Annotated in this window: 8 protein-coding genes and 1 tRNA gene; 5 read left to right on the top strand and 4 right to left on the bottom strand. The window is 70.7% G+C overall.

What is annotated here, in order from left to right:
• Positions 1-47: 47 nt before the first annotated feature.
• On the bottom strand, positions 48-680 hold the full coding sequence (locus JAV76_RS07850) for an ANTAR domain-containing response regulator (protein WP_372403357.1): 633 nt from the start codon (positions 678-680) through the stop codon (positions 48-50).
• 177 nt (positions 681-857) lie between these two features.
• Between JAV76_RS07850 and JAV76_RS07855 the strand changes: the two genes are divergently transcribed.
• The 5 genes from JAV76_RS07855 (at position 858) to JAV76_RS07875 (ending at position 5,222) form a co-directional block, all read left to right on the top strand.
• Positions 858-934: transfer RNA gene (locus JAV76_RS07855), tRNA-Leu, on the top strand.
• A gap of 293 nt (positions 935-1,227) precedes the next feature.
• Positions 1,228-1,830, top strand: a complete 603-nt coding sequence (locus tag JAV76_RS07860; protein ID WP_198733489.1) for a sigma-70 domain-containing protein — start codon at positions 1,228-1,230, stop codon at positions 1,828-1,830.
• Positions 1,831-2,173: 343 nt separating this feature from the next.
• Complete coding sequence (locus tag JAV76_RS07865; protein WP_198733490.1) at positions 2,174-2,806, top strand: M15 family metallopeptidase; 633 nt, start codon at positions 2,174-2,176, stop codon at positions 2,804-2,806.
• Between the two features lie 29 nt (positions 2,807-2,835).
• The gene (locus JAV76_RS07870; protein ID WP_198733491.1) at positions 2,836-4,275 is read left to right on the top strand and encodes a CCA tRNA nucleotidyltransferase; all 1,440 of its coding nucleotides are present in this window, start codon (positions 2,836-2,838) and stop codon (positions 4,273-4,275) included.
• Between the two features lie 128 nt (positions 4,276-4,403).
• A complete protein-coding gene (locus tag JAV76_RS07875) occupies positions 4,404-5,222 on the top strand; it encodes a metal-dependent hydrolase (RefSeq protein ID WP_198733492.1) in 819 nt (272 codons plus the stop codon).
• An 83-nt stretch (positions 5,223-5,305) separates the two neighbouring features.
• On the opposite strand, the gene pyk is transcribed toward JAV76_RS07875, so the two are convergent.
• The 3 genes from pyk to gltB all read right to left on the bottom strand — a co-directional run bounded on the left by pyk (position 5,306) and on the right by gltB (position 12,833).
• Positions 5,306-6,724, bottom strand: a complete 1,419-nt coding sequence (gene pyk / locus JAV76_RS07880; protein WP_198733493.1) for a pyruvate kinase — start codon at positions 6,722-6,724, stop codon at positions 5,306-5,308.
• 78 nt (positions 6,725-6,802) lie between these two features.
• A complete protein-coding gene (locus JAV76_RS07885; RefSeq protein ID WP_198733494.1) occupies positions 6,803-8,266 on the bottom strand; it encodes a glutamate synthase subunit beta in 1,464 nt (487 codons plus the stop codon).
• A complete protein-coding gene (gene gltB, locus JAV76_RS07890) occupies positions 8,259-12,833 on the bottom strand; it encodes a glutamate synthase large subunit (RefSeq protein ID WP_198733495.1) in 4,575 nt (1,524 codons plus the stop codon). The genes JAV76_RS07885 and gltB overlap by 8 nt, the downstream gene beginning before the upstream one ends.
• Positions 12,834-12,838: the final 5 nt, after the last annotated feature.

Genomic DNA, 12,838 nt, shown 5'->3' on the forward strand with positions numbered 1-12,838 from the left:
CGCCGACGGCACCGGCCGTCAAGCGCTCGGGAGGACGAACCGCCCGGTCAGGCGTTACCGACCTGGTCGATGACCGCGTCCGCGACCTCGCGCATGGTCAGGCGGCGGTCCATCGACGTCTTCTGGATCCAGCGGAAGGAGTCCGGCTCGCTCAGACCCATCTTGGTCATCAGCAGACCCTTGGCACGGTCGACGCGCTTACGGGTCTCGAACCGGTCGGCCAGGTCCGCCACCTCGGACTCGAGCGCCGTGATCTGGGCGTAGCGAGAGATCGCGATCTCGACCGCGGGCAGGAGGTCCGCCGGGCTGAACGGCTTGACGACGTAGGCCATGGCTCCGGCGTCCCGGGCGCGCTCGACGAGCTCGGTCTGGGAGAAGGCCGTGAGGAGGACGACGGGGGCCACGTGCGCCTTGCCGATGCGCTCCGCGGCGGAGATGCCGTCGAGCTCGGGCATCTTCACGTCCATGACGACGACGTCGGGCTCGAGCTCGATGGCCAGCCGGACCGCCGTCTCGCCGTCACCGGCCTCGCCGACGACGTCGAAGCCCGCCTCTCGGAGCGTCTCGACGACGTCCATGCGGATGAGCGCCTCGTCCTCGGCCACGACGGCGCGTCGGGCACGCCTGGGCTCGACCTTCTCGGGCTCGTCCGCCGGCTCGACGACCTCGGGCTCGAGCATCGGGGGGAGGTCGAGCGGGGGAACGATGGCCTGCGTCTCGTCGTTGTCCTTCACACCCGACATCGTAGTGCGTCGGCGCTGCGGGGTGTGGCACCGGACCGCCGTCGCAGGGCGCCGGGTGCGAGACGCTCGCCACACGTGTGGTTACATAGTCGAGCACTTCACGCCTGTTACCGCGCCCCGGTAGCCCAACCGGCAGAGGCGTTCGGCTCAAACCCGATCCAGTGTGGGTTCGAATCCCACCCGGGGCACCACCTTCCGCCGTCGTCCGCGCCTCGCCCTGGTCGGCACCACGCACCCGCCGTGGCACACAGGCCCAACCGGCCTCACCCGAGCAGCCCCCTCGTGGCGTCGGCGTGGCGCCGACATGCCGTCGGCGCATATTCCTGAGCCGGCGGAATTCACCCAGGAACGGGCCGACGAATACGGCACCACTCCTTGCATACCGCGGGTATGTGAACCCATACTCGAACGAGAGCGCTGGGGGAATCGGCTGGCGCGACGACCGTCACCGCCTTCTGCTCCACGACCACGGGGGAACACCACGATGCTCGACTCAGACGTGATCACCACGCACCTCCCGCTCGTGGGACACGTCGTGTCCGAGACCCTGTCGAGGGTTCCTGCGCACGTCCGTCGCGACGACCTCGCCGCCGCCGGCGTCGCAGGTCTGGCTCGAGCGGCCGAGACGTTCGACGTCGACTCCGGGGCTCGTTTCGGCACCGTCGCAACCCTCGTCGTGCGACAGCACCTCGTCGCCCACCTCGCGTCGTACGACTGGACCGCGCAGCCCTCGCCGCGCTCGACCGCCGGCGCCTCCGCGACCCTCGCAGCACTCACGCACGAGCTCCGACGCCGGCCGACCCACGAGGAGATCGCCGCAGCGACGGGAACGAGCGTGGAGTCCGTCCGCGCCGCGCTCGGCGGCACCACCGCGCACGACGGCGCCGCCCCCTCGGTGGACCTCGGGATCCACGTGGCCCTCACGCCGGCGCCCGTCGTCCCGATCATCGACCCCGCGTACATCCCCGCCGTCCTCACCGCCCCGTCGCCGGCACGGCCGGTGCCGTCCTGCTACGCGCAGATGGCGCTCCTCGCCGGTTCGGTCGCGCGCCCGCGCGACACGACGGCCGTGGCCGTCCCCGCCTGACGCGTCCCAGCCGTGCCCGCGGAGAATTCCTGCGAGCATTCATGCGCCCTTGCGCCACACGGCACGGGCTTTCTCGCGCGCAATCACCAGCATCCCGCGCGACGCGCTGACCTGCGGTGAAGCCGGGAACTATCACGCCTGCCACGAATGCGATGTGAATCACATCTGCATTTCTCTGCGCGCCGCCCGCTCAAGAGTTCTTCCCCGTCGCCGATAGACAGGGCAGGACACGACGCGGGCCACCGAGGAACGAGCCGGGGCCCGACCCTCGCACCACCGACGCGCCCGCCTGCCCGGCTGACCCTGGGCGCGCGCCGTCACGACCACGAAGGAGACGCGGACGATGCAGATCGCCAGCCGCCTGGGCCTCGTCACTGTCGTCGCCGCCCTGGGCGCGATCGCCGCGGGCCCGGCCACCGCAGCCGAACCCGCCGACGGCACCCGCCGTCCCGCGCGGATCTCCCCCGCCGTCACCGTCTCCGTCGACGCGGTGTGGGAGATGGAGGACGCGACCCTGGTCCTCACCCCGGCGCCACCTCCCCCGCCGCCCGCTCCGACCCCGGAGGAGATCGCCGAGACCCGCGCCCTGTCGGCAGCCGAGTACGACAACGGCACGATCCCCCTCGACGAGCTCTGCACCCTGTCGTTCGCCCCCAAGCACCGTCTGCGGTGCGACGCCGCCCTCGCCCTGGAGGACGCCTACGACGCCGGGATGCCGTCCTCACGGATGACCGACTCCTACCGCACGCTGGCCGGCCAGGTCTCGCTCGCCGGCCTCAAGCCGGAGCTCGCGGCCGTCCCCGGGACGAGTCAGCACGGCCTGGGCCTGGCCGTCGACGTCTTCGGCCCCATGCAGGCCTGGCTCCACGAGAACGGTGAGGAGTTCGGCTGGGTCAACCCTGATTGGGCGAAGTCAGACAAGTACGAGCCGTGGCACTTCGAGTTCGACGACGACCTCCTCGGCGACGCCTCCTGAGGAACCCACCCGAGCGGTAGCGTGACCGCATGACGACCCGGGACACGTCCGACGACAGCCCTGCCCCCGCCCGGACGGCCGCACGGTCGGGGTCGGTGCGACGCGTGGGTGCGGCCGTGCCGGTCACCGGGGCGGCCTCCCGCCTGCTCGACGCGATCAGGTCCGCCGGCGGGCGCGGGTACCTCGTCGGCGGCTGCGTGCGCGACGCGCTGCTCGAGCCCGGAGAACGACCCAAGGACGTCGACATCGAGGTCCACGGCCTCCCGCTCGAGGCGCTCGCGCCGGCGCTCGCCAGGGTGGCGCGCGTCGACGAGGTCGGGCGGGCCTTCTCCGTCCTCACCGTCACGACCGGTGGCGAGTCGTTCGACGTGTCGTTGCCCCGCGGCGGGCAGACACCGCCCTCGGGCGACGGGCGGTCGCGGGACGACGACCTCCTCGCAGAGGCGTCGCGACACCGCGACTACACAGTGAACGCCCTGATGTTCGACCCCCGCACGGGCGAGGTCGTCGACTGCTGGGGCGGGCTGGACGACCTGCACGCAGGGGTCCTCCGCCACACGTCCTCCAGCTTCGACGACGACCCCGTGCGAGTACTGCGCGGCGCCCGCCTCTCCGCGAGGTTCGGGTTCACCATGGCTCCCTCGACCGTCGAGGCGTCACGACACCTGAACCACCGGTTCCCGTCCTTGCCCACCGAGCGGGTGTGGAACGAGTGGTTCCTCATGGCCGCGACCGCGCGCCGGCCGTCCGCGTGGCTCGACGTCCTCGAGGAGACCGGGTGGATCGGCCACGTCCCCGAGCTCGCGGTCCTCCGCGGAATCCCCCAGGACGTCCGCTGGCACCCCGAGGGCGACGTCCTCGAGCACACCCGCCTCGCGTCCGACGTGGCCGCTCGGCTCGCCGACGACGCGGGCCTCACGGGCGTCGATCGCGCCGTCGTCGTCCTCGCGACGATGCTCCACGACGTCGGCAAGGCGACGCACACCCAGCGCCGCGCCGACGGGAGGATCACCTCCCACGGCCACGACGAGGCAGGCCGCGCGATCGCCGCCCGGTTCCTCGCCCGCATCGGGGCACCACGGTCGATCACCGCACGGATCCTCCCGCTGGTGCGCGAGCACATGGTGGCCACCTCGGTCCGCGAACCGACCCCCGCAGCGGTCCGTCGGCTCGCCCGACGCCTCTCCCCCGCGACCATGGACGAGTGGGCGCTCGTGGTAAGTGGAGACCGTGGAGGCCGCGGCACGGCATCAGCGCCCGGCGACACAGGGCGCTGGCTGGAGCTCGCCGATGCCGCGGGAGCACGGGATCGGCCCGCACCGCCCCTTCTCTCCGGCCGTCATCTCATCGCGGCAGGCATGCCGCCCGGGCCCGCCTTCTCCACCGTGCTGGACGCGGCGCTCGTCGCCCAGGACGCCGGCGTCTTCACCACGGAGGAGGGCGCTCTGGAGTGGCTCGCCCGCCGCTGACCCTCCGCGGGACCCACGACGAGGACCGTGATCGAACGTACGTTGCACCAGTGTCCGTGCACTCTGTATCGTCCCAGGTCAGCGGACCCGCCGGTCCTCGACGGACGAGCACAGCTGGAGACTGCACCATGATGGGCGCCCACCATGCCGCGACCGGATCGGCCGCCTGGGTGGCGGTCGCCGGCACAGGACCTCTGATGCTCGGGTGGTACCCGGTCTCCCCGTCGGGCCTGCTCGTCGGGTCGATCGTCTGCGGTGGTGCGGCGATGCTCCCGGACGCGGACCACCAGTCGGGAACGATCAGCAACTCCCTGCCGCCCGTCTCCAAGGTCGTCACGCGGGCCGTGTCGCGCCTGTCCGGCGGGCACCGCCGCGGGACCCACAGCATCCTGGGGATCGCCGTCGCCACGGGGCTCGCGGTGCTCGCCGGTCTCGTGGGCGTCGAGACGGAGACCTTCGGACGCGTCGCGGTGGGTGCGGGAGTGCTCTCGCTGCTCCTCGTCGCCTACGCCGCGCGGGTCACCCACCTCACGGACGGGAACTCGTGGGGACGCTCATGGGTCCTCGCCGCAGCCGTCGCGACCTTCATCACCCTCTACGCGCCCGAGGAGTGGGAGTGGCTGCCCGTGGCGGTCGGTCTCGGGTTCGCCGTGCACATCGCCGGGGACATGCTCACCACCGGTGGGGTGCCTCTCCTGTGGCCATGGGCTCCGAAGCCTCCGCGGTGGTGGCGGAAGGTCAACGTGCTCAACGACGTCTGGCGGAGCAACGGTGCGGTCGCCCTGCCGATCCTCGGGGACACAGGTTCCAAGCGGGAGTGGACGTTCGCGATCCCGGTGACGATCTACGCGACGTACGGCCTCCTCCTCGGTGTCCTGGGCCTCGTGGACGTGAGCATCGGTGGGGTCGCTCTCACCTCGGAGCTGCGCCGCGTCCTCGGCACCTGACGGCTCGGGGGCCACTCCCTACGCACGACGACGCCCTCGCCCCGGAAGACCGGGGCGAGGGCGTCGTCGTGCGTAGGCTGAGGTCAGACCTCGTCGCCGATACGGTGCACGAGGATCGAGTTCGTCGTGCCCGAGACGCCCACGGGGGCACCCGAGACGACGACCACGAGATCACCGACGTCCGCGAGACCGTTGGCCTGGACCATCGAGTCCACCTGGCGGACCATCGCGTCGGTGCTGTCGACGGACGGCACCTCGTACGTCTGCGTGCCCCACGTCAGTGCGAGGACGTTGCGCACGTCCGTGCGCGGCGTGAAGGCCAGCAGCGGCAGACCGGAGCGCAGGCGCGACATCCGACGTGCCGAGTCGCCCGACTGCGTGAAGGTCACGAGGTACTTGACGCCGAGGATCTCACCGATCTCCGCTGCGGCGCGCGTGATGGCGCCACCACGCGTGTGAGGCGTCGACCCGAGGGGCGCGATGCGCTCACGGCCGAGCTCCTCGGTGGACTCGATGATGCGTGCCATGGTGCGCACGGCCTCGATCGGGTAGTCACCGACGCTGGTCTCGCCCGAGAGCATGACGGCGTCCGCACCGTCGAGGACGGCGTTGGCGCAGTCGGACGCCTCGGCGCGGGTGGGGCGCGGTGCGCTGATCATCGACTCGAGGACCTGGGTGGCCACGATGACCGGCTTCGCGTTGCGACGCGCGAGCTCGACGGCGCGCTTCTGCACGAGGGGGACCTGCTCCAGCGGGAGCTCCACACCGAGGTCGCCACGGGCGACCATGATGCCGTCGAACGCGTCGACGATCTCGGCGAGGTTCTCGACGGCCTGGGGCTTCTCGATCTTCGCGATGACGGGGAGGACGCGGCCCTCCTCCTCCATGATGCGGCGCACGTCGTCGTAGTCGACAGCGCTGCGAACGAACGACAGGGCGATCATGTCGGCACCGAGGCGCAGCGCCCAGCGGAGGTCCTGCTCGTCCTTGTCGGACATGGCCGGGACGGAGACCGCCACGCCCGGGAGGTTGAGTCCCTTGTTGTTGGAGACGGGTCCAGGGACCTCGACGCGGGTGACGACGTTGGAGCCCTCGACAGCGGTGATGCGGACGAGGACGCGGCCGTCGTCGATGAGGATGGGGTCGCCGACGCGGGCGTCGTTGGTCAGGCCCTTGTGCGTGGTGGAGCACAGCTCCTTGGTGCCCACGACGTCGTCCGTGGTGATGGTGAACGTGTCACCCTCGTTGAGCCACTGCTTCTCGTCGTTGGCGAACCGACCGAGGCGGATCTTGGGGCCCTGGAGGTCGACGAGGACCGCCACCGAGCGGCCGGAGGCCTTCGCGGCGGCTCGGACGTTGTTGTAGACCGCTTCGTGCTCTTCGGGCTCTCCGTGGCTCCGGTTGATCCTCGCGACGTCCATTCCGGCGTCGACGAGGTTCTGAACCTGCTCGGGAGAGGCGGTGACGGGTCCGATGGTGCATACGATCTTCGCTCTGCGCATAGCTCCAGCCTAGTTGCTTGTTTCGATGCTGCTGTCGGGACAAAGGTCTTGGTGCCCGGACGGCAGCCCGGGAGGGGGTCAGGGGCGCAGGGCCGAGGTGCTGGCCCTGACGGGAGCAGGCAGCTCGGTGCTGCCCTGGAGGAAGGCGTCCACCGTGGCTGCGGCGGCACGACCCTCGGCGATGGCCCACACGATCAGGGACTGGCCCCGTCCCGCGTCACCGGCGACGAACACGCCGGGGAGCGCCGTGGAGAAGTCGTCCTCGCGCGAGACGAGGCCGCGGTCCGTGAGCGGGACGGCCGTCTGATCGACGAGGACGTCGGTCTCGGGTCCGGTGAAGCCCATCGCGACGAGCACGAGGTCCGCCGGGATGATCTTCTCGGTGCCTTCCTTGGGCACGCGTCGACCGTCGGGGAGGTACTCGGTGGTCGCGACCTTGAGGGCGGTGACGCGACCGTCCTCGCCGAGGAACTCCACGGTCGATGCGAGGTAGTCGCGCTCCCCGCCCTCGGCGTGCGAGCTGGACACCTCGAAGAGCACCGGGTCCGTGGGCCAGGGCTGACCCGCCGGACGCTCGACAGGGGGCTTCTTGCCGATGGCCAAGGTGGTCACGGAAGCAGCCTTCTGGCGCAGCGACGTCCCGATGCAGTCAGAGCCCGTGTCGCCACCACCGATGACGATGACGTGCTTCCCTGTCGCGAGGATCTGATCCTCGACCTCACGGCCTGCGACGACCTCGTTGGCCTGGTGCAGGAAGTCCATGGCGACGTGGATGCCCTCGAGGTCGTTCCCCGGGATGGGCAGCACGCGAGGGACGGTCGCCCCCGTCGCGACGACCACGGCGTCGAACCGCGCCCGGAGCTCGTCCCACGTGAGGTCGGAACCGATCTCCACCCCTGCACGGAACCGGGTGCCCTCGGCACGCATCTGCTCGAGCCGGCGGTCGACGTGCTGCTTCTCGAGCTTGAAGTCCGGGATCCCGTACCTCAGGAGCCCGCCGATCTCGTCGTCCCGCTCGTAGACGGCGACCGTGTGACCGGCGCGCGTGAGCTGCTGCGCGGCCGCGAGGCCCGCCGGGCCGGACCCGACCACGGCCACCGTCTTGCCCGTGAGGCGCTGCGGCACCTGCGGTGTGACGTACCCGCGGGCGAACGCCTCGTCGATGATGCTCACCTCGACGTTCTTGATCGTCACAGGTGGCTGGTTGATCCCCAGGACACAGCTCGACTCGCACGGAGCGGGGCACACCCGACCGGTGAACTCGGGGAAGTTGTTCGTCGAGTGGAGCCGCTCGATCGCCGACTCCCACTGGTCGCGACGCACGAGGTCGTTCCAGTCGGGGATGAGGTTCCCGAGAGGGCATCCCTGATGGCAGAACGGGATGCCGCAGTCCATGCAGCGCCCCGCCTGGACACGGACGACGGCGGAGTCCTCCTCCCGGTGCTCGTGCACCTCGCGCCAGTCCATGAGCCGCACCGGCACCGGCCGGTAGGCGGGGAGCTCACGCTCCCGGACCTTCAAGAACCCACGTGGGTCAGCCACGAGCCACCTCCAAGATCTCTTCCCACTTCCCGGGGACGGACAGGTCGATCCCGTCGGCGTCCGCCTGGGCGAGCGCGACGCGGATCCGTGAGAACTCCGTCGGCAGGACACGCGTGAACCTGGCGAGCGCGGCCGGCAGGTCGCCGAGGAGCTGTGCCGCGACCGGGGACTCGGTCTCCTCGTGGTGACGGCGCAGGAGGTCGGTGACCACCTTCTCGTCGTCGGCGTCGAGGCTGGAGAGGGTGAGCTCACCGGTGGTCGCCGCCGTCGTGTTGAGGGCCTCCCGGCGCAGGTCGAGGACGTACGCCGTCCCACCGGACATGCCGGCACCGAAGTTGCGACCCGTCCCACCGAGGACGAGCACGGTGCCGCCGGTCATGTACTCGCAGCCGTGGTCCCCCACGCCCTCGACGACGAGCGTCGCACCGGAGTTGCGGACACCGAACCGTTCCCCGACCTGGCCGTTGAGGAAGATCTCTCCGGACGTCGCGCCGTAGCCGATGACGTTCCCGGCGATGACGTTGCTCGCACCGGAGAGCACGGCCGCGCGGTCGGGCCGGGCGACGATCCTGCCGCCCGACAGGCCCTTGCCCACGTAGTCGTTCGCGTCGCCGAAGAGCCGCAGGGTGATGCCTCGAGGCAGGAAGGCCCCGAGCGACTGCCCGGCGGACCCCGTGAGGGTCACGTCGATGGTGTCGTCAGGGAGGCCCGCCCCCGCGTACCGCTTGGTCACCTCGTGCCCGAGCATGGTGCCCACCGTCCGGTTGACGTTGCGCACGGGCAACGCGACACGGACGGGTGCCTGGCGCTCGAGGGCCGCCTCGGAGAGCGCGATGAGCTGGTTGTCGAGCGCCCTGTCGAGGGCGTGGTCCTGGGTGGTGGTGCTCCGCAGGGACGATCCGGGGAGCGGCTGCGGGACGGCCAGCACCGGCCCGAGGTCGAGGCCCTGGGCCTTCCAGTGCTCGATGGCCCGACGCGTGTCGAGAGCCTGGACGTGACCGACGGCCTCCTCGATGCTCCGGAAGCCGAGGGACGCCAGGTGCTCCCGGACCTCCTCGGCGAGGAACTCGAAGAAGTTCACGACGAACTCGGGCTTGCCCGTGAAGCGCGCACGGAGCTCGGGGTTCTGCGTGGCGACGCCCACAGGACACGTGTCCAGGTGGCAGACACGCATCATGATGCACCCCGAGACGACCATGGGTGCGGTCGCGAAACCGAACTCCTCCGCACCGAGCAGTGCTGCCACGACGACGTCCCGGCCCGTCTTCATCTGCCCGTCGACCTGGACGACGATGCGGTCGCGGAGGTTGTTGAGGACGAGCGTCTGCTGGGTCTCGGCGAGCCCGATCTCCCAGGGCGTCCCCGCGTGCTTGAGCGACGTGAGCGGGCTGGCGCCCGTCCCACCGTCGTGGCCGGAGATGAGCACGACGTCCGCGTGCGCCTTGGACACGCCCGTGGCGACCGTTCCCACCCCGAACTCGGAGACCAGCTTGACGTGGATCCGGGCGGAGGGGTTGGCGTTCTTCGCGTCGTGGATGAGCTGCGCGAGGTCCTCGATCGAGTAGATGTCGTGGTGCGGCGGGGGCGAGATCAGTCCGACACCCGGGGTCGAGTGACGGGTCTTCGCGACCCACGGGTAGACCTTGTGCCCGGGGAGCTGCCCGCCCTCCCCGGGCTTGGCGCCCTGTGCGAGCTTGATCTGGATGTCGTCCGCGTTCGTCAGGTACTCCGACGTGACGCCGAAACGACCGGACGCGATCTGCTTCACGCGGCTACGGCGCTCCGGGTCGTGGAGACGCTCCGGGTCCTCGCCGCCCTCTCCGGTGTTCGACCGGCCGCCGAGCCTGTTCATCGCGATCGCGAGGGTCTCGTGGGCCTCGGCCGAGATGGAACCGTAGGACATGGCACCGGTGTTGAAGCGCTTGACGATCTCGCTCACCGGCTCGACCTCGTCCAGGGGCACCGGTTCGCGGTCAGGGGCGAACTCCAGCAGGCCCCTCAGGGTCATGAGCCGTTCGGCCTGGTCGTCGACGCGCTTCGTGTACTCGCGGAACACGTCGAACTGGCGGGTGCGGGTCGAGTGCTGCAGCCGGAAGACCGTCTCCGGGTCGAAGAGGTGCTCCTCGCCGTCCCGACGCCACTGGTACTCGCCACCCACGGCCAGACGCTGGTGCGCCTGGAAGTTCCCGGACGCGGGGTACGCCTCGGCGTGCCGGGCCGCGACCTCGGCGGCGATGACGTCGAGACCGATCCCCCCGAGCCTACTGGTCGTCCCGGTGAAGTAGTCCCCGATGAGCTCGTGGGAGAGCCCGAGCGCCTCGAAGACCTGCGCGCCGCGGTACGACGAGACGGTCGAGATGCCCATCTTGCTCATGATCTTCAGGACACCCTTGCCGAGCGCCTTGATGAGGTTGCGGACCGCGGTCTCGGGGTCGACGTCGAGGTGCCCGGCGTGGGCGAGGTCCTCGACCGTCTCCATCGCGAGGTACGGGTTGACGGCGGCCGCCCCGTAGCCGACGAGGAGCGCCACGTGGTGGACCTCCCGGACATCGCCGGCCTCGACGACGAGCGACACCTGGGTCCGCGTGTGACGGCGCAGCAGGTGGTGATGGACGGCACTGAGCAGGAGCAGCGACGGGATCGGGGCGAGGTCCTGGTACGAGTCGCGGTCGGACAGGACGATGAAGCTCGTCCCCGCCTCGACGGCCGCGTCGACCTCGGCGAAGATCTCCTCGAGCCGTGCGCGCAGCCCTTCGCCACCGTCGTCGACCTTGTACAGGCCGCGGACGGTGATCGAGCTGAACCGACCGGCTGCCGCCGGCGCCTTGTGGATGTTGATGATCTTCGCGAGGTCGTCGTTGTCGATCACCGGGAAGGCCAGCACGACCTTGCCCGCGTGCTCGGGGACGTCCGAGAGGAGGTTCGGCTCGGGCCCGATGGCCCCGCCGATCGCCGTGACGAGCTCCTCACGAATCGCGTCGAGCGGCGGGTTCGTCACCTGGGCGAACATCTGCGTGAAGTAGTCGAACAGCAGCCGGGGCCGGTTGGAGAGGACGGCGATGGGCGTGTCGGTCCCCATCGCACCGAGCGGTTCCGCACCGGCGTTCGCCATCGGGGTGAGGAGGATCTTGAGCTCCTCCTCGGTGTACCCGAAGGCCCGCTGCCTGCGCTGCACGGAGGCAGGGCTGTGGATGACGTGCTCGCGGTCCGGGAGCTCCGACAGGAAGATCGAGTTCTCCTCGACCCACTGTGCGTAGGGCCGCTGGGCGGCGAGCTGGGACTTGACCTCGTCGTCGGGGACGATGCGTCCCTGCGCGGTGTCGACGAGGAACATCCGGCCCGGTTCGAGCCGTCCCTTCTTCACGACCGTCGCGGGGTCGATGTCGAGGACGCCTGCCTCGCTCGCGAGGACCACCAGGCCGTCCTCGGTGACCCAGTAGCGTCCGGGGCGCAGCCCGTTGCGGTCGAGGACCGCGCCGATGAGGGTCCCGTCCGTGAAGTTCAGGCAGGCCGGCCCGTCCCACGCCTCGATGAGGTTCGCGTGGTACTCGTAGAAGGCTCGTCGTTCAGGGGTCATCTCGGCGTGGTTCTCCCACGCCTCGGGGATCATCATGAGGACGGCGTGCGGCAGCGACCGTCCACCGAGGTGCAGGAGCTCGAGCACCTCGTCGAAGGACGCGGAGTCGCTCGATCCCTCGCTGCAGATGGGCAGCAGCGGCTCGAAGTCGCCGAGGTGCTCGCTCTGGAGCTTGCCCTGGCGCGCGGCCATCCAGTTCCTGTTGCCGCGCACGGTGTTGATCTCACCGTTGTGGGCGATGAGCCGGAAGGGCTGCGCGAGCGGCCACGACGGGAAGGTGTTGGTGGAGAAGCGCGAGTGGACGAGCGCGAGCTCGCTCGCGTAGCGGGGGTCCGAGAGGTCGGGGAAGAACGGCTCGAGCTGAGCGGTCGTGAGCATCCCCTTGTACGTCAGCGTGCGGGCCGACAGGGACGCGAAGAAGAGCCCGAGCTCCCCCTCGGCCCTCTTGCGGAGCCGGTACGTGCGTCGGTCGAGGTCGATGCCGCTGAGCTCGCGGCCAGGGGCGGCGACGACGAGCTGACGGAAGGTGGGCATCGACGCGCGCGCCCCGGGGCCGACGAGGTCGACGGTGACGGGCACGTCACGCCAGGCGAGGACGTCGAGCTTCTCCTCCGAGGCGATGGCCTCGACGGCACGAGCCACCTCGTCCGCCTCCTGCCGGTCCTGCGGGAGGAAGGCCATGCCGATCGCGTAGGACCCCACGGGCGGGAGGTCCGCGGAGACGACGTCCCGGATGAAGGCGTCCGGGATCTGCGTGAGGATGCCCGCACCGTCGCCGCTGTTCTCCTCGGCCCCGACCGCTCCACGGTGGTCGAGGTTGAGCAGCGCCGTGAGGCCGGCGTCGACGATGTCGCGGCCGGGTGTGCCCCGGAGCGTCGCGACGAACGCGACACCGCAGGCGTCGTGCTCCGCCCCCGGGTCGTAGAGGCCCTGGGCGGCGGGCGCGGTGGTCTGGGCCGATCGGCGCGCGCTGTGCTGCGGCGTGGTCATCAACA

It is taken from the genome of Sanguibacter suaedae (genome assembly GCF_016342785.1).
GTDB classification, from domain to species: Bacteria; Actinomycetota; Actinomycetes; order Actinomycetales; family Cellulomonadaceae; genus Sanguibacter; species Sanguibacter suaedae.